The 18481-nt window shown below is 42.9% G+C and carries 14 protein-coding genes and 1 other annotated feature; of the genes, 3 read left to right on the top strand and 11 right to left on the bottom strand.

Going from position 1 to position 18481, the window contains the following annotated elements:
* Positions 1–101: 101 nt before the first annotated feature.
* From pheS to glmM, 11 genes are all read right to left on the bottom strand, one after another.
* On the bottom strand, positions 102–1121 hold the full coding sequence (gene pheS / locus DW981_RS01155) for a phenylalanine--tRNA ligase subunit alpha (RefSeq protein ID WP_022026284.1): 1020 nt from the start codon (positions 1119–1121) through the stop codon (positions 102–104).
* 186 nt (positions 1122–1307) lie between these two features.
* Positions 1308–1554: a binding site (T-box leader), on the bottom strand.
* 15 nt (positions 1555–1569) lie between these two features.
* Positions 1570–2940, bottom strand: a complete 1371-nt coding sequence (gene murF / locus DW981_RS01150) for a UDP-N-acetylmuramoyl-tripeptide--D-alanyl-D-alanine ligase (RefSeq protein WP_118506513.1) — start codon at positions 2938–2940, stop codon at positions 1570–1572.
* Between the two features lie 8 nt (positions 2941–2948).
* A complete protein-coding gene (locus tag DW981_RS01145; protein ID WP_118506477.1) occupies positions 2949–3986 on the bottom strand; it encodes a D-alanine--D-alanine ligase in 1038 nt (345 codons plus the stop codon).
* Between the two features lie 117 nt (positions 3987–4103).
* Positions 4104–5789: an NlpC/P60 family protein gene (locus tag DW981_RS01140; protein WP_118506476.1), complete on the bottom strand. Its 1686-nt coding sequence runs from the start codon at positions 5787–5789 to the stop codon at positions 4104–4106.
* Between the two features lie 78 nt (positions 5790–5867).
* Positions 5868–6476, bottom strand: coding sequence for a ribosome biogenesis GTP-binding protein YihA/YsxC (gene yihA / locus DW981_RS01135; protein ID WP_118506475.1), 609 nt, complete (start codon positions 6474–6476; stop codon positions 5868–5870).
* A 27-nt stretch (positions 6477–6503) separates the two neighbouring features.
* Complete coding sequence (lon, locus tag DW981_RS01130) at positions 6504–8012, bottom strand: endopeptidase La (protein WP_118506474.1); 1509 nt, start codon at positions 8010–8012, stop codon at positions 6504–6506.
* The gene (locus DW981_RS01125; RefSeq protein WP_118506473.1) at positions 7967–8824 is read right to left on the bottom strand and encodes an LON peptidase substrate-binding domain-containing protein; all 858 of its coding nucleotides are present in this window, start codon (positions 8822–8824) and stop codon (positions 7967–7969) included. The genes lon and DW981_RS01125 overlap by 46 nt, the downstream gene beginning before the upstream one ends.
* An 86-nt stretch (positions 8825–8910) precedes the next feature.
* Positions 8911–10188, bottom strand: a complete 1278-nt coding sequence (clpX, locus tag DW981_RS01120; RefSeq protein WP_022026278.1) for an ATP-dependent Clp protease ATP-binding subunit ClpX — start codon at positions 10186–10188, stop codon at positions 8911–8913.
* 87 nt (positions 10189–10275) lie between these two features.
* Positions 10276–10863, bottom strand: a complete 588-nt coding sequence (gene clpP, locus DW981_RS01115) for an ATP-dependent Clp endopeptidase proteolytic subunit ClpP (protein ID WP_118506512.1) — start codon at positions 10861–10863, stop codon at positions 10276–10278.
* A 135-nt stretch (positions 10864–10998) separates the two neighbouring features.
* On the bottom strand, positions 10999–12285 hold the full coding sequence (gene tig, locus DW981_RS01110; RefSeq protein WP_118506472.1) for a trigger factor: 1287 nt from the start codon (positions 12283–12285) through the stop codon (positions 10999–11001).
* A gap of 86 nt (positions 12286–12371) precedes the next feature.
* Positions 12372–13715, bottom strand: a complete 1344-nt coding sequence (gene glmM / locus DW981_RS01105) for a phosphoglucosamine mutase (protein ID WP_022026275.1) — start codon at positions 13713–13715, stop codon at positions 12372–12374.
* Positions 13716–14013: 298 nt separating this feature from the next.
* Here glmM and DW981_RS01100 point away from each other — a divergent pair, with 298 nt between their 5' ends.
* From DW981_RS01100 to DW981_RS01090, 3 genes are all read left to right on the top strand, one after another.
* On the top strand, positions 14014–14430 hold the full coding sequence (locus DW981_RS01100) for a helix-turn-helix transcriptional regulator (RefSeq protein WP_022026274.1): 417 nt from the start codon (positions 14014–14016) through the stop codon (positions 14428–14430).
* Positions 14431–14666: 236 nt separating this feature from the next.
* Positions 14667–16238 carry an HD domain-containing protein gene (locus tag DW981_RS01095; RefSeq protein WP_022026273.1) on the top strand — a complete coding sequence of 524 codons (1572 nt, stop codon included), beginning with the start codon at positions 14667–14669 and terminating at the stop codon, positions 16236–16238.
* Between the two features lie 15 nt (positions 16239–16253).
* Positions 16254–18458, top strand: a complete 2205-nt coding sequence (locus tag DW981_RS01090) for an RNA degradosome polyphosphate kinase (RefSeq protein ID WP_118506470.1) — start codon at positions 16254–16256, stop codon at positions 18456–18458.
* Positions 18459–18481 lie beyond the last annotated feature (23 nt).

The following is an 18481-nucleotide window of genomic DNA, read 5'->3' as shown; positions in this document are numbered from 1 at the left end:
TATTTACCTCTTTTCCGCAGTCTGTATAAATGATCCGACCGCTGCATTCTTCATTCTCGTTGTCTGTTTCCTGTGAACATCTTCCTAATCTTATGTCCTATTTAAAACTGTTTCAAGAAACGTGTGTCGTTCTCATAAAGCAGTCTCATATCGTCAATCTCATACTTGAACAATGCGATACGCTCCAAACCGACACCGAAGGCAAAACCGGTATACTCTTCCGGATCAATTCCGCTCATTTCCAATACATGTGGATGAACCATACCACAGCCTAAGATCTCAACCCAGCCGGAACCCTTGCAGAAACGACAGCCCTTACCGCCACACTTAAAACAGGTAACATCCATCTCTGCGCTAGGCTCTGTAAACTGAAAATGATGCGGGCGGAACTTTACTTTGGTCTCTTCACCAAACAAACGCTTTGCAAACTCCTGCAGCGTTCCTTTCAGATCCGCAAACGTGATATTTTTATCAATGACAAGACCTTCAATCTGATGGAAAGTCGGTGAATGGGTTGCATCTACTTCATCCGAACGAAATACTCGTCCCGGTGCGATCATACGGATCGGCAGTTTGCCCTTTTCCATTTCATGCACCTGTACCGAAGATGTCTGGGAACGAAGTAAAATATCTTTTGTAATATAAAACGTATCCTGCTCGTCTTTTGCCGGGTGATTTGCCGGAATATTAAGTGCTTCAAAGTTATAGTAATCATACTCAACCTCAGGCCCTTCTACTACTTCATATCCCATACCAACAAAAATATCCTCTACTTCTTTTAAAGTGATCGTATTCGGATGACGATGGCCCTTTGGCAACATTGTGCCCGGTAATGTTACATCAATTGTCTCGCTCTTAATCTTTTCTTCCTGAATTGCTTTTTCAAAAGCGGCCCGTTTTTCTTCCAATCTCGTCTCGATCTTAGCGCGCGCCTCATTGACAAGCTGTCCGACCTTTGGACGATCCTCCGGCGCAACGTCTTTCATTGACTTTAGCACTGAAGTTAATTCACCCTTCTTGCCTAAGAATGCCACTTTCACATCATTCAAATGCTCCAACTGCTCTGTGCGGTCGATCTGGCCCAGTGCATCCTCTAAAATTTTGGTCAACTTTTCTTTCATCATATCAGTTCCTTTCTTATGTTGAAATGTTTGCGCGGTTTATGCCGCACCAGACTGCTGACGCTGTCGTAAGTCCAAACAGTAAATTCCCTGCCGTTAAAGAAAAACAAGCAAGAAACCTCTGCTGCCAGAACTTTCCTGCTTCTTCTCAAAAATATAAGCATTGCCCTGTCGCAGTCATCCTACGTCAGGGACGGATCTCTCCGCGGTACCACCCTGCTTTTTATGGAAAGAGAATATCTTCTCTACTTCACATAAACTCTTCATTACACGTAACGCGTGCAAACGTCAGCCTCTACACAAAAAATCTTCAAAGCTGCAGCTCCCGTGAGAAATTCATTTACTATGGGAACGCACAGGATGCTTACAGCCGGGGACATCCTCTCTCTTCATCGAATCATAGCAAACTACTAAACACGATCATTACTTTTCTCAAATCCAAATTTTATCACATTTCTCTAAAATACGCAACAATCTTTTCAAAATGCATACCATGGGAAGCTTTTACCAAAATGGCATCCTGTTCTTTCAGCAGATCAGGCAATTTCGCCATCGCCTCCTCCAGTGTCGCAAACCAGATCACATTGGCAGAAGGATCGACATCCGTAATTCCGGCAAGATATTGTTTTGCCAGCGTTCCAATGCATATGATCTGATCCAGACCGCATCCAGCCACATATCTTCCCGTTTCGTAATGCAGCTTTTCTTCCTCTGCGCCAAGCTCAAACATATCACCAAGAATGGCGACTTTACGTTCCGGCACTTCAGATAACAGACGAACCCCTGCCTGCATGGATACCGGATTAGCATTATAACAGTCATCCATGATCGTAAAGTGTTCCGTTGCAAACACACTGCCATGACCATCGACCGGACGAAACGCTGCAATCCCCTGAACGATCTCCTCGTCCGACAACCCCATCTGCTGACCTACCGCTACTGCAGCAAGCGCATTGGTGATCATATGACGACCCGGTACCGGAATGGTGATCTGAAGCGTTCCCCTAGAGGTCTGCACAGTCACATCCGTACCGGATAATCCCTTAGATGTGATTTTCAACGGATGCACATCGTTGTTGTCATTCAAGCCGAAAAATACCGGTCGTTTGCCATGTACCTGCGTTACCGTGATCAATTTATCGTCGTCGCCGTTCAAAAAAACAGTGCCGCCTTCTTTCATTCCTTGAAATATCTCGGTTTTGGCTTTTAATACGCCATCTCTGTCACCCAATTGTTCCAGATGACAGCAGCCGATATTGGTGATCACACACATATCCGGTCTGGCAATCGCTGTCATGCGGCTCATTTCTCCAAAATCACTGATTCCCATTTCCACGATGGCCGCCTCGTGTTCCTCACGCAGGCGAAGTAATGTAAGCGGCATTCCCAATTCGTTATTAAAATTACCTAATGTCTTTAATGTGTTAAAGTGTGTTGAGAGCACAGACGCTAACATCTCTTTGGTCGTAGTCTTTCCAACACTTCCGGTAATTCCTACTATAGGCAAGGTACATATTGTCCTGTAATACGCTGCCATATCTTTGATCGCCTGCAGGCAGTCTTTGACCTGAATATAAGCCTTTTTCTGCTCACCAGGCTTATCTTCTGACATGCAGCAAAGTGCCCCGCTTTCATAGGCAGCCGGAACGAAACGGTTTCCATCCACCTTTGCCCCTTTGATCGCCACAAACATTCCACCTTCTGTCACCTGCCGGTTATCCGTCACAACTCCGGTGATCTCCTTTGTAGCCAAATCCCGATCCCCATAATAGGTACCACCGCATATTTCCGCAATCTTTTTAGGTGTCATTGTCAACATACGAAACCTCATTTCTTCTCCATAGCCAGCGAGATAATCTTCTCACACAACGTTCCATAATCCATACCAATCGCTGCAGCTTCCTGTGGCAGCAGACTAGTCGGCGTCATGCCCGGCAGTGTATTTGCTTCCAGACAGAACAGATTTCCGTCTGCGTCCATCAGAAAATCGATACGTCCATACACCTCTAACTTCAACTCATCATATACTCTCTTTGCAAAATTCTGCATCTCTTTTGTTTTTTCTTCTGATAATTCCGCAGGACATACGTCCATTGCCATTCCCGGCTGATATTTCGTTTCGTAATCATAAAATCCTGCTTTCGGAATGATCTCTATGATCGGCAGACTCTCTCCACCAAGCACGCCGGCAGAAAACTCTCTTCCTTTGATACACTCCTCCACAACGACTTCATCTTCATAGCGAAATGCAGTCTGAAGCGCGGCCTCATATTCCTCAGCACTCTGTACCATACTTACACCAACACTGGAACCACCACAACATGGTTTCACAACGATCGGATATGCCATATCTTCCGGCAGATCGCCACTCTGTCCTTTGCGAACGGAAAATCCTTTCGGCGTTGGGATCCCTGCCTCCAAAAAGATCTTTTTGGACAATCCTTTATCCATGGCAACCGCACTGCCTACGCAGCCGGAACCTGTGTAACGAATGCCAAGCAGATCGAACGCTGCCTGTACTTTACCATTTTCACCATCTGCGCCATGCAACGCCATATATACAATATCTGCCTTTCGGCAAAGTGCCAGAACATTCGGTCCAAAGAAACCATCCTCGGAATCTCCGCGCATCTGCTTGATCTGATCCAGATCCGGGTCAATGGACTTGATCTTTTTATCGTCCGAGCGGATCGCATCATTTCTTACAAAAAAATCCTCTGAAACATCTCCTTCATATCCTAAAAAAACATCCAGCATTGCTGCCTGATGTCCCCTTTCACGCAGCGCTTTGCACACGTCTTCTCCGGTGCTAAACGATACGTCTCTTTCTGTACTAAGTCCTCCAGCCAATACGATGATGTTCATAACTGTGCCTCCATTTTTGTTTTACATGCTAATTATTTACGCCACTCTATCTTAGCACACTACATGCAAAAGGGCAACGCTAATGCATTGCCCTTCCTGCTTCTAACAAACAATTTCCTATTTTGTAGGACGTGCTACCAACACCACAGAATCTCCTTTGCCATATCCATAATGAACCACTTTCCCGTAACGGCTGCTTGCAGACACATCCTTTGCGCCGCCGGTATATATCTCAATATGCGTGATATTCTTGTATCTTCCATTACGCCAGCCGGAGAAAAAGATCAAGTCTCCCGGAAGCAGTTTTTTATAAGAAACCGCTTTTTTTGCAATAACTTTATGATTTCTGGTGCACCATTTTCCAATATCTGCGGCAACCGGTGACCAGCCGCTTTTCGATCCAAAATATACATCATATTTACGATATACTCGAGAAACTAACGAACTGCAGTCGTAAAATCTCTTAGACATTCTACGTGCCTGACTGTATGTCGTCTTCGTCTTAGAGATCGCAATCGCTTTCTTGGATGCCCGATAACCCCGTTTACTGGAAATCTCAACCCAGATCTTAAACGTGCGTCCATCCGCCTTTACTGTAATATTTGTATGACCGATCTTCTTCGCTTTCATTTTGCCTCTGGATGTAATCGTTACCTTTTTCTTATTGTTAGAGGAAAAGCTAACCTTACTTCCTGGCACAAGTCCTTTAAGCTTCAGCGTCTTTCCCATACCTTTGTACATGATAATGTTGAAATCCGCATAGGCAGGATCACTGACACGAACCAAAATAGAAAAATCCAATCCATCGATATTCAATGTTAGTTTTTTCGATCCCTTATAATTTGCAAAAATATCACCTTGCTCTGTAAAATATGCCGCACCCTGTTTTTCAGGATCCCAGGTAATCTTACTTTGTGCGATTGTTCCGCTGATCGAAGGCTTCTTCACACAGCCGGATGCCAAGATCACTGTCTTACCGGATACCGTTGGTGTTGTCACATATACCGGCATCGTAAGTGTTATCGTGTCCTTGTTATATGCAGTGAGCGTCGCTTTCAGTGTCGTCTGCCCCTTAGCTACAGCCTGTATTCCCTGCGTTGTCCAAACAGCTACTTTATCATCTCCGGTTGCATAAGTAATCTTTTCACTGCCACTTCCGATAAAGGAAAAACCGTCAACACCGACAGCGGTTGCCTTGCTGCCAACAGCACGTGTAACATACTCTTGTGAATAGCTCGGTGTCTCAATCGTTACTTCTGCTATCGCAAAACAGCTGCCACGTCCATTGTCCGCATAGATCACGGAAGGGCGAAACCCCACTGCCTGCAGGGAGCCGTCTTCACTAATTGTGACACTATTTCTATCTGCCGACAACGTATAACCCATCTGCAGCAAATATTCCTGCATCGGCTTAGAAACACTCTGTCCATAAGCAAGTTTGACCTGTTCCGGTGCGATCACATTAATCTCGATCGTATCTTTATATGATGTATCATCGTCATTTTTGCGCTCCGCCTCAACCGTCACCGTTCCCTCTTTCAAACAAGTCAAGATTCCGGTTTCTGTCACTGACGCCGTTTCCGTTGATGGTTCTGTCAAGTGAAATGTTGTTCCTGCTTTCATATCCGGTTCTACCAGATTCATCAGATCAAATTGATCTCCCACATAAACACTTTGCTCATTTTCGGTAAAAATACGTTCTAAAGCAGCCGCATCTCTGCTGATTCCAAAAATCATTCCTGCAAGCAGCAGTACCAGACACATGATCTGCCATTTCCCTTGTGTTTTCTTTGTTGCCTCCATGTTTCCTCCTTACATTTAATTCACCTTGTAAATAATCCGTCTGCCCTAAATTATCACTGGTATCAGACATCGATTCCCCTATTGTGATCGCTCTGCCTGAAATCCTTCATACATCATATCAATGTATTCCCAGATCTCATCCCGTCCGCTTTTATTCAACGCAGAAAACGGAATAACCGGCGTTCCATCTACTACCTGCAGCGCATCTTTGATCTGCTTGATCTGTTTTTGCAATTGTGAACGCTTGATCTTATCCGATTTAGTTGCAATAATGATCGGATTAAATCCATAATTGACACACCATTCATACATCTGTATATCATTTTGATTAGGTTTGTGCCGTATATCCACCAGCAAAAAAACCAGACGCAGCACCTTTGACTGGTGCAGATATCCGTCAATCATCTTCCCCCACTTTTTGACTGTATCCTGTGACACTTTCGCATAACCATATCCCGGAAGATCAACAAAATACAACAATTCATTAATATTATAAAAGTTGATCGTCTGTGTTTTACCCGGCTGCTGCGAAGTACGTGCATAAGATTTACGATTCATCAGTGCATTGATCAAGGAAGACTTTCCTACATTGGAACGCCCGGCAAAAGCGACTTCCAATTTGTCATTTTCCGGCAATTTACTTGTAATACCACAAACTGTCTCTAAATTAACACTCGTTACTTTCATTCTATTATTCCATGCCTTTCCATGTTCTTATGCTTCGCCGGAGGCAGTTTCTATACTCTGCTTCCATATTTCCTTTACCGAGGACACCGTAGTAACCGTGATCCCTTCTAAAATGTCCTCCGAAAATTCCGCAAGATCACTCTCATTATCCTTCGGAATGAAGACCTGAGCGATCCCGGCTGCTTTCGCCGCAAGCATTTTCTCCTTAAGGCCACCAATAGCAAGCACTGATCCACGTAAGCTGATTTCTCCCGTCATGGCAATATCTGCTCTGACTTTCCATCCTGTCACCGCAGAATATAAGGCCGTTGCCATTGTAACACCTGCAGATGGTCCATCCTTCGGCACGGCGCCTTCCGGTACATGAATATGAATATCATGTTCTGCATAATAAGAGTCTTTCACCAGCTTTGCGGTCTGGCTTCGCACATACGTTAATGCGATCTGCGCTGATTCCTTCATGACATCCCCTAACTTGCCGGTAAGCAGCAGCTTACCGTTTCCGGGCATAATACCAACTTCGACCTCTAACGTCTCTCCACCAACAGCCGTCCATGCCAATCCGCGAACAATACCGACTTGCGCTCTCTTATTCGCCATCCGGATGGTATGCACTTCTTTGCCAAGATACTCTTTCAGATTGCGTTCTGATATACGAACCTTATCTTTCTCACCTGTTGCAATGCTTTTCGCTGCCTTCTGGCACAACAATATAAGTTTGCGCTCCAGATCACGCACTCCTGCCTCTCTGGTGTAACGAGCAATAATCATACGAATTGCCTTATCCGTTATTGTAATCTGTGAATTTGTCAAACCATTGGCATTTTTCTGTTTTTTCCACAAAAATTCTTTGGCGATATGAAATTTTTCATTGTCCGTATATCCGGACAGTTGAATGATCTCAATACGGTCACGAAGCGGCAGCGGAATTGACTCCAATGAATTAGCAGTACACCAAAACATCGCATGAGACAAATTGATCGGTATTTCCATATAATGATCCGAAAAATGCTTATTTTGTTCAGGATCTAACACCTCTAACAACGCTGCGGACGGATCCCCTTTATAATCTTTTCCGATCTTATCGATCTCGTCCAGCAAAACCAATGGATTATTGGTTTTTGCCTGACAAAACGCCTTTACGATCCGTCCCGGCATAGATGCGACATACGTTCTTCTGTGTCCACGTATCTCCGCCTCGTCATTGACACCGCCAAGACAAATGCGAACATAACTGCGTCCCAATGCCCTTGCGACTGAACGGGCGATCGATGTTTTACCGGTTCCCGGAGGACCGACCAGACAAAGGATCGGACTCACTGCATCTTTCTTCATTGCCTTTACCGCCAAACATTCCAAAATACGTTCTTTTACTTTAGTAAGACCATAATGATCCTCATCCAACACCTGTGCTGCATACGCAATATCTAAGCTCTCCTCAGACTTTTTCTTCCATGGAAACGCAAACAGATTATCCAGATAATCACGGATCATTTCACTTTCCGATGGATTTTTGGCAAAACGCTGATAACGCATAATTCTTCACGAATCGCCTTTTTAACACGCTTAGGAGCCTTTAGTTTCTCTAATTTATGAAGATATTTAGCTGCCTGAGAGCCTACGTCATCATCACCAAGTTCCTCATGAATAGCATCGATCTGCTCTCGCAGATACATCTCCATCTGCTTCTTATCTATATTTTCTCTGATCTTTTTTTGAATCTTCTCCTGTTCAATAAACAGATTGATCTCCTGCGTCATGTAGACAGCAAGCCGCTTTTCGCGTTCGTCAATGGATGGCTCCTCCAAAAGCTTTTGTTTTTGTGTATAATCACTTTCTAACAATCCACTAAGTTGATCGACATAAGCCCCGCGGTCCTTCTCATCAGCGATAGCATCCCATACTGTAGCAGGAACATCTTCTCTAAATTCCGCATATTTTCTTTGCAGGGCATTGAGAATGCTGCCCATCGCAAGGATCGTCTGGGAATCTTCCTCTGACTCTATTTCTTGAAATTCACTATATTCACAATAATAACAATCCGATTCCCGATGGACTTCTTCAATCATAACACGGCAAACGCCACGCACAACAGCCTGTGGATGTCCTTTTCTCGGCGTATTCATCTGTTTGACTTCCAATAACGTTCCCACCGAATATAATTTTGAATGATCATCGTCTGCCGTTTCTGCCGGCATCCTTGTGACTCCAACCAGTTTTCCGCCCGGTCCAATAGCTTGTGATACCGCATTTTCGGATCGACTGTCATACAAATTCAAATACACAGAACTTCCCGGAAATACAACACACTCTGACAGGATGATCATTGGAATTTTTTGATTATTCATTCCATTCTCTCCTTGTATCTTATCCACAAAAGGGGCAACGCATCTTACGTTACCCCTGCAACATTCGTAAAAAGCACAAAGTTTGTTTATGCAGTTGCATCTTTATCCACTGTCAACTGCTTAACTTCGTCCTCTTTTGTGATCAACTTTGGTTCTTCCTCACCTAAAACTGACTGCTCTGTAATAACACATTCTTTAATGTCATCCACGGATGGAACCTCATACATCACATTCTGCATTACATTTTCCATGATTGCACGCAGTCCTCTTGCGCCGGTCTTGCGTTCTGACGACTGTTTTGCAACAGCCTGGATCGCTTCCGGTTCAAACGACAATTTCACGCCATCCAGTTCAAACAGTTTTTGATACTGTTTTGTGATCGCATTTTTAGGCTCTACCAAAATCTTTTCCAGTGCTTTCTCATCCAGAAGATCTAATGCTACCGTAACCGGAAGACGACCAATGATCTCAGGGATCAAACCAAACTTCACAAAATCTTCCGGCAATACCTGTCGGAACAGATCTCCAATTGTCTCATCACGCTTATCTGCGATCTCAGCATTAAATCCAATGGATTTCTGACCGATACGTCCCTCTATGATCTTCTCCAAACCATCGAACGCTCCACCACAAATAAATAGAATATTGGATGTGTCTAACTGGAAGAACTCCTGATGAGGATGTTTTCTTCCGCCCTGCGGTGGTACACTGGCTACCGTTCCCTCTAAAATCTTGAGCAGTGCCTGCTGTACACCTTCACCGGAAACATCACGAGTGATCGAAACATTCTCGCCCTTACGGGTGATCTTGTCAATCTCATCAATATAAATAATACCATGCTCCGCACGATCCATATCATAATCTGCTGCCTGTATGATCTTTAACAGAATGTTTTCAACATCTTCTCCGACATATCCTGCCTCCGTCAGTGCAGTTGCATCTGCAATGGCAAACGGAACGTTTAATATCTTTGCTAATGTCTGTGCCAAAAAAGTCTTACCGGAACCTGTAGGTCCCACCATGATAATATTACTCTTTTGAATCTCAACATCCATATCTTTTGCAGACAACACACGTTTATAATGGTTATAAACTGCTACTGAAAGAGCTCTCTTTGCGTCATCCTGTCCAACTACATACTCATCCAAAAAATCCTTGATCTCTTTTGGCTTAAGCAAATTGATCTCAGTATCATTGTCGACCTGCTCTGCCTTCTGTGTCATCTCATCTTCCATGATCTCCGAGCAAAGTTCTACACACTGGTCACAAATATACACACCCGGTCCTGCGATCAGACGCGTCACCTGATCCTGTGTCTTTCCACAAAAAGAACATTTTAATTTATCATCTTTTTTTCCTGACATGACTACCTCCCTGCCTGATATTCCCCCACTCTTACAATAACTTTATACAGATCTCTATTTCACGATCGTAACAGTGAATACAGTCTGTTATTTACGGTTAGTCACAATCTCATCGATCAAACCATACTCTTTTGCTTCTGCAGCCGTCATATAGTTATCACGCTCTGTATCAGCCTGGATAACTTCTAATGGCTTACCGGTATTTTCTGCCAAAATTTCATTCAAACGACTTCTTGTCTTTAAGATCTGTTCTGCGACGATACGGATCTCTGTTTCCTGACCTTTGGCGCCGCCGGATGGCTGATGGATCATAATCTCCGCATTTGGAAGGGCAAGTCGTTTTCCTTTAGCTCCTCCTGCTAACAAAAATGCACCCATGCTTGCCGCAAGGCCCATACAAATTGTAGAAACATCACATTTTACATAATTCATTGTATCATAGATGGCAAATCCTGCACTAACAGATCCTCCCGGACTGTTGATATAAAGGCTGATATCTTTGTTTGGATCCTGAGATTCCAAAAACAACAGCTGAGATACTACCAAACTCGCAATATCATCATTTACCTCGTTGGATAAAATAATAATGCGGTCCTGCAACAATCTGGAATAAATATCATACGAACGCTCTCCGCCACTCGTTTTTTCAATAACATAAGGAATACTATAACTCATTGTGCTCACCATGCCTTTCCATGTACCTGCAAATACTAAGCTGCAGGACATACTCTCTTAGACTTAACAAAAACGCCAGCCCATCAGGCAGCTGAAACAGCTTCCTGATGCGGATGGCGTTAACTTCTGTTTGTATTATTTCTCAACAGCTTCCTTTACAACAAATTCCACTGCTTTCTGCACTGCCAGATCCATTCCGATCTGTTTCTTCTCATCATCGCCGATTAACTCTTTTAACTTGTCGATCTCCATCTGATACATAGAAGCCATATTCTCTAACTCTTTATCGATCTCTTCATCAGAAGCCTCGATGTTCTCTGCAGCAACAACTGCCTCTAATACCAAACGACTCTGGATACGCTTCAAAGCCTGTGGCTCTAAATCTTCCATCATCTTCTGTGGAGTAAGACCTGTAAACTGCATGTACTGCTCCAAAGACAATCCCTGAGACTGAAGACGCTGTGCGAACTCCTGTGTCATCTGACGTGTCTGTGCAGCGATCATCTGCTGTGGAATCTCCATCTGTGCATTCTCAATGATCTTCTCAATGATCTGATCTTCCTGCTCACGTTTGATCTGATTCTCTTTGTTCTCTAAGATTTTCTTCTCAACGTCAGCCTTGTACTCATCCAATGTATCAAAATCAGATACATCCTGTGCAAAATCATCATCCAGTTCAGGAAGCTCTTTCTTCTGGATTTCTTTGATCTTTACCTTGAACAATGCAGGCTTACCCTTAAGCTCGTCTACATGATACTCTTCTGGGAATGTTACGTTTACTTCAACATCCTCACCGAGATTCTTGCCAACCAACTGATCCTCGAAATTATCAATGAAAGAATGTGATCCAAGAACTAACGTATAATCCTCTGCATAACCGCCTTCAAACTGCTTGCCATCTACATAACCATCAAAGTCGATGATAACAGTATCTCCGTCCTCTGTAGCACGATCCTCGATCGTGATCAGTCTGGAGTTAGCTTCTCTTGCCTTATCGATCTCTGCTGTGATCTCTTCCTCACTTACTTCTGCCTCTTTCTTCTCTACCTCAATGCCCTTGTAGTCACCCAAAGTAACTTCCGGCTTTATTGCTACGGTAGCTGTAAAGATGAAATCCGTTCCCTTTTCCATCTGTGTTACTTCAATTTCAGGCTGTGCAACGATCTCAAGCTCACTTTCCTTAGCTGCTGTCTCATATGCTTCCGGGATCAACTCATTGGCTGCATCCTCATAAAATACTCCCGTGCCGTACATTTTCTCGATCATTGCTCTTGGAGCCTTTCCTTTACGGAATCCCGGCAGAGCAATCTTACCTTTATTTTTCTGATAAGCTGAATCAACTGCTGCATCAAACTTTGCAGCCTCAACTGTAATTGTCAGCTTAGCCATGCTCTTCTCCAACTTTTCTACCTGTACACTCATTCTTGTAAATTCCTCCTTATAAAAATATCACATTGCTATACTATAGCATGAACTTTCTCCGAAAATCAAGGCTTTTTCAAAATTAATTATTTTGCCTCATGTCCTTTGGCTTTCAGTACTGCGATCACATCATCAACATACCGCTCACAAAGCTCCTGTGTCTCTGCTTCCACCATAACACGGATAACCGGTTCAGTGCCGCTCTCGCGCAGCAAAATACGACCATTCTCGCCTAGCGCCTGCTCGACTTTTTTCACGGCTTCGATCACATCTTCATCAGCTCTTGCTGCCGGCTTGTCATTAACGCGAATATTTTTCAATACCTGCGGATAGATCACAAGTCCCTTTCGCAATTCGGATAATTTTTCTTTCTTTTCCAACATAACTTCCATCAGCATCAAAGAAGTAAGCACACCGTCTCCGGTAACCGCATATTTACTAAATATAATATGTCCGGACTGCTCACCGCCCAGAGAATGACCAAACTGCATCATATTGGCATTGACATATTTATCGCCAACGGATGTCTTTTCATAGGAAATACCAACTTTGTCAAACGCCTTGTAAAGTCCCATATTAGACATGATCGTCGTAACAACCGTATTGTTATTTAATTCTCCCTTATCCTTCAGGTAACAGCCACACAGATATAAGATCGCATCTCCATCGATCACCTGACCCTTGTCATCTACCGCAAGGCAACGGTCTGCATCTCCATCATACGCAAATCCAACATCAAGATTGTTCTCGACCACAAACTTCTGCAGATTATCAATATGCGTCGATCCACAGTTATCATTGATGTTTGTTCCATCCGGATTCATGCCGATCGCAAATGTCTGCGCTCCCAATGCATCAAAAACACCTTTTGCCACGGAATAAGAAGAACCGTTAGCACAATCTAATCCAACTTTTATATTCTTAAAAGAACGAGTTGCCAAAGACATTAAATAACCGATGTAACGATGTCTTCCGATCGCATAATCGATCGTGCATCCGATATTTTCTCTGGTTGCCATAGGAATGTCATCTACTTCGCTGTCAATATATGTCTCAATCTTTTCTTCAACCTCAGCCTCCATCTTATGTCCCTTACCATTGATCACCTTTAATCCGTTATCATAATACGGATTATGGCTGGCAGATATCATAATACCGCAGTCAAACTTTTCTGTTCGCACAACATAAGACACACTTGGGGTTGGCGTTACATGCAGAAGATACACATCCGCACCACTCGCTGTAAGACCTGCACAAAGAGCATCTTCAAACATATAACTGGAACGTCTGGTATCTTTACCGATCACCACACGCGCCTTGTGCTCTTTTCCATAATACCATCCTAAAAAACGACCTACTTTATATGCATGCATTACATTTAAATTAACATTTGCTTCTCCACGAAATCCATCGGTTCCAAAATATTTCACGTTACTCCTCCATTCTGACTCTTCACTCTTTCAACTCTACCGCTGCCTTATGCTGTCTCTTCTATGTCCTATTCTCCTAATAAGCAACCGGTGCTTTACACAACATTACAATTCTACCATATGTGCTTTTCAAAATCAATGTTCTGTTTCCAATACGGCCTATATTCCTCAATTGCTCCTTTTTGATGCCACTTTCATTATGGCATATATCCCTAAACGCCAGTTTCTACATGGCGTTTTCCAAAATAAAACCTGTTATGATGATATCAAATATTTTATCTAATAGGAAGGGGCACGTATGAATATTTATAAAGCTACAAGTGATATTTGTGATACAACATTATTTTCTTTAAAGTGGAACAAACACAGTTTTGGACTGCGTCTTGCAAAACTTCGCGAAGCGGCCGGAATCAGCGCACGCCAAATGAGCTTGGATCTTGGATTAAACAAAAACTACATTAATTCCATTGAATCCGGTAAAAATTATCCGGCATTGGAAGGCTTCTTTAACATCTGCGATTATCTTCACGTCGATCCCTTTACCTTTTTCTATACTGATGATAATACGTATCAATCCTTCGCCTATTTTATTCCACTATTGCAAAAGTTAAATTCCGAAGAGATCCAGCATGTCTATCAGATGGTCAAGAATGTCACCGAATATCCATCCCGGCAGACGAAAACAAAAGCGAATCGATTTATTCCAACAAAATAATAGACGCAGAACGCAACGTTTTTACGTGACTTCGAGTTCTCCGAAGGGCAGGTAAATCATTCATCAGAGACAACAAAATCTGGAAATCACTGTAAAAACGAAATGCGATCAGTTATAAGGCATGGGAAATTTGTGTAAATTATTTGTAAAAAAAGTATAATTCGACAGTTATATATGGTTTTTTTATACAAAATGATTTAAACTATTATCATTACATGAACAGGAGGTATATTCTCATGGCAATAACTGTTTTTGCGGCAATTGATGTCGGTAGTCATGAAACCGCAATGCGTATTTACGAGATTTCCAAAAAACACGGTGTACATGAATTGGAATATCTGCATCACACAGCGCGTCTTGGATATGAAACATTTTCCACAAGACATATCAGCTATCACACGATTGATAAGCTCTGTAATATTTTACTCGGCTTTAAGGAAAAGATGATGGAGTACCGCATCAAAGATTATATGATCATTGCAACCAGTGCTCTCCGGGAAGCCGATAATAATCTGATCGTATTAGATCAGGTGAAACAGCGCACAGGCTTTCAGATCAAGATCCTCAGCAACTCCGAACAGCGCTATCTATGCTATAAAGCCATCGCATTGCAGCCCAACTCATTCCACAAGCTGATCCAAAAGGGTACGCTTTTGGTCGATGTCGGCGGTGGCAGTATCCAATTATCATTATTCGACAAAAACAACCTGATCACGACCCATAATATTTTGTTAGGTTCTCTGCGGATCCAAGAGTTTTTACAAACAATGCAGGGCGATGTGATCAATTATCAGAATCTGGTTCATGAATATATTTCTAACAGTCTGCATACGTTTTCTAAACTGTATTTGCAAGATTGTAATGTCCGAAACATTATTGCTGTCGGCAACCAACTGCAAACGTTTGTAAAATATCTGGTCACGCACCATTTTGGCAATTTGCAGCCGGTCGATTCAAAGGGTAACAAAAAAGATTCCGTCAACCGTCAGGAATACGAAGAACTGTATCATGCCATTTCCACGCAGGCACCGGATGATCTTGCCCGCGAACTGTCAATTTCTGAAGACAAGGCAGAGCTGCTTTTGCCGACTGCCATGATCTATCACAATATTTTTGAAGAGACAGATGCCGAGTTTATGTGGTTGTCCGGCATAACGATCTGCGATGGCATGGCAGCTGATTTTGCCGAATGCAAAGAACATATTGTTCCGGCTCATCCTTTCTCGGATGATATCATCTCCGTATCACGCAAACTGGCAGAACGCTTTTGCTGCGATACAGAACACATTCATCAGGTAGAGATTGCTGCCTTAAAGCTGTTTGATGCTCTGCGCAAAGCCAATCACCTGACCAAGAAGGATCGTTTACTTCTTCAGATAGCAGCGATACTTCACAATTGTGGCAGTTTTCTCAACTTAAATGACATCGGTGAAAACTCCTACAAAATTGTTACTTCCACAGAGATCATCGGATTATCCCATCAGGAACGTATGATCGTTGCTTATGTGATCCGATATACAACCGGCGACTTTCCGGAATACAGCGAGATCAAAAATGAATTCAGCCGTGAAGAATATATCAAGATTGCAAAACTAAATGCAATACTCTGTCTTGCCGATGCTATGGATCGAAGCCATCAACAGAAATTCACCAATTTTACGGTCCGCAAACGCGGATATGATCTTACCATCACCGGTCAGACATTGTATGACATCACATTGGAACATGGTATGTTTATACAGAAATCACCATTTTTTGAAGAGGCCTTCGGTATTCGCCCTGTCCTCCGCCAAAAAAAGTGTCTATAGAAAGGAGACTCTATCATGAGTACAAAATCACCTTATTCCAAACCGGAATATTTTTATAACCGTGAATTAAGCTGGCTGTTATTTAACCGCCGCGTACTGGAAGAGGCCAAAGATTCCTCTCTTCCCTTATTTGATCGTCTTAAATTTTTGAGCATTACGTCATCCAACTTAGATGAGTTTTTCATGATACGTGTTGCCTCTCTCAAAGACATGGTACAGGTAAAATACAACAAAAAAGACATCTCCGGCATGACCCCTGCAGAACAGTTAGCTGCGATCAACGAACGTACACATTTGTTCGTTAAAGATCAGTATGATATTTTTAATCGTTCTCTGATCCCGGCCCTCGAAAAAGAAGGCGTACACGTCTTATCCCACTATGAAAATCTTAGTGAGAAACAGTCCAAATATGTAGACCGTTATTTTACCGATGAAGTATACCCGGTACTTACTCCTATGGCAGTGGATTCATCCAGACCATTTCCGCTGATCCGTAATAAAACATTAAATATTGGTGCTATTCTCCGCATGAAAAAAGACAAAGCTGCAGGCGGACAATTCCGCGATCTTTATCTGTCACATGGCAACAAAAAGAAAGGAGCTGATTCCAATGATACCGATTTTGCAACGGTTCAGGTTCCTTCTGTACTGCCTCGTTTTGTCGAGATCCCATCCGAGCAAAAAGGTGAAAAAACCTTTATTTTGTTAGAGCAGATCATTGAAAAAAATATTGGAAAACTGTTTGTCAATTATGAGATTGAATCGGTATTTCCATATCGTATCATGCGTAATGCAGACCTTAGCATTGAAGAAGATGAAGCTGCTGATCTTCTGATCGAGATCGAACGACAGCTCAAGAAACGTCAATGGGGGCAGGCAATCCGTTTGGAAGTTGAAGCAGGCATGGACAAACGTCTGCTCAAAAAACTACGTCAGGAGTTAAAGATCAAAGAGGAAGATATTTTTAAGATCAACGGTCCTTTGGATTTAACATTTCTTATGAAATTATCCGGATTGGAAGGATATGATAAGCTACGCACTCCAAAATACACACCACAGCCTGCTAAATGGCTAAATGGTGAAGATCATCTGTTTGATCAGATCCGTGACCATGATGTCCTTCTACATCATCCATATGAGACTTTTGATCCGGTTGTTGATTTTGTCAAACAAGCTTCGAAAGATCCAAACGTTCTTGCGATCAAACAGACCTTGTACCGCGTCAGCAGCCACTCTCCGATCATCGCATCTCTTGCTGCCGCTGCCGAAAACGGCAAACAGGTAACCGTACTTGTCGAGTTAAAAGCACGGTTTGATGAAGAAAACAATATTATCTGGGCACGTAAACTGGAGCAGGCCGGCTGTCATGTCATTTACGGTCTTGTTGGTCTAAAGACGCACAGCAAGATCACGTTAGTTGTACGTAAAGAAGAAGATGGCATTCGACGTTATGTCCACCTCGGTACCGGTAACTACAACGATAGCACAGCAAAATTATATACCGATATGGGTCTTCTTACATGCCGTAAAGCGATCGGTGAAGATGCCACCGCCGTCTTTAATATGCTGTCCGGTTATTCGGAACCGGCATTTTGGAACAAATTAGCAATTGCACCGATCCGCCTGCGTGACCGCTTTACTCAATTGATCAACCGAGAAAAAGAATTTGCCAAAAAGGGTAAAAAAGCATTTATTCGCGCCAAAATGAATTCTCTATGCGATGCCGGTATTATCAGCTCCTTGTATGAAGCTGCTGCCGCCGGTGTTAAGATTGAACTAGTTGTACGCGGCATCTGCTGCCTCAAAACCGGAATGCCGGGTATCAGCGAGAACATTACGGTACGTTCGATCGTCGGTGACTTTTTGGAGCACAGCCGAATCTTCCATTTCTACAACAACGGTTTCGAGGAAGTCTATATGGGAAGTGCAGACTGGATGCCTCGTAACCTAGATAAACGTGTGGAGATTTTATTTCCGGTAGAAGATGACGCATTAAAAGCTGAAGTGATCCATATTTTGGACATTCAACTGGCGGATAACGAAAAAGCAAGAATTTTACAGAAAAACGGAACCTATCGACGTGCTGCAAAGGGCGGTCACGCTAAACTCAACTCACAGAAATACTTCTGTGAAGAAGCAAAGCGTGCGCAAAAAGAACGTAAAAAGCAAAATAAAAATACGCATACGTTTGAACCTCTCCATTCTGTTCCGGAAGAGTAAAATAAAATCTAATAACGTAAACA

It is taken from the genome of Clostridium sp. AM49-4BH, assembly GCF_003478335.1.
Lineage (GTDB): Bacteria > Bacillota > Clostridia > Lachnospirales > Lachnospiraceae > Butyribacter.
Note: the sequence above shows the minus strand (reverse complement) of the source record. Positions and strands in the feature narration are given on the sequence as shown.

Excerpts from the sequence above, each read along its gene's own strand:
- DW981_RS01140 (WP_118506476.1), bottom strand. The coding sequence starts at position 5,789 with ATGGAGGCAACAAAGAAAACACAAGGGAAATGGCAGATCATGTGTCTG.
- DW981_RS01145 (WP_118506477.1), bottom strand. The coding sequence starts at position 3,986 with ATGAACATCATCGTATTGGCTGGAGGACTTAGTACAGAAAGAGACGTA.
- DW981_RS01095 (WP_022026273.1), top strand. The coding sequence starts at position 14,667 with ATGGCAATAACTGTTTTTGCGGCAATTGATGTCGGTAGTCATGAAACC.
- clpX (WP_022026278.1), bottom strand. The coding sequence starts at position 10,188 with ATGTCAGGAAAAAAAGATGATAAATTAAAATGTTCTTTTTGTGGAAAG.
- clpP (WP_118506512.1), bottom strand. The coding sequence starts at position 10,863 with ATGAGTTATAGTATTCCTTATGTTATTGAAAAAACGAGTGGCGGAGAG.
- pheS (WP_022026284.1), bottom strand. The coding sequence starts at position 1,121 with ATGAAAGAAAAGTTGACCAAAATTTTAGAGGATGCACTGGGCCAGATC.
- tig (WP_118506472.1), bottom strand. The coding sequence starts at position 12,285 with ATGAGTGTACAGGTAGAAAAGTTGGAGAAGAGCATGGCTAAGCTGACA.
- DW981_RS01125 (WP_118506473.1), bottom strand. The coding sequence starts at position 8,824 with ATGAATAATCAAAAAATTCCAATGATCATCCTGTCAGAGTGTGTTGTA.
- yihA (WP_118506475.1), bottom strand. The coding sequence starts at position 6,476 with ATGAAAGTAACGAGTGTTAATTTAGAGACAGTTTGTGGTATTACAAGT.
- DW981_RS01100 (WP_022026274.1), top strand. The coding sequence starts at position 14,014 with ATGAATATTTATAAAGCTACAAGTGATATTTGTGATACAACATTATTT.
- lon (WP_118506474.1), bottom strand. The coding sequence starts at position 8,012 with ATGCGTTATCAGCGTTTTGCCAAAAATCCATCGGAAAGTGAAATGATC.
- DW981_RS01090 (WP_118506470.1), top strand. The coding sequence starts at position 16,254 with ATGAGTACAAAATCACCTTATTCCAAACCGGAATATTTTTATAACCGT.
- murF (WP_118506513.1), bottom strand. The coding sequence starts at position 2,940 with ATGTTGACAATGACACCTAAAAAGATTGCGGAAATATGCGGTGGTACC.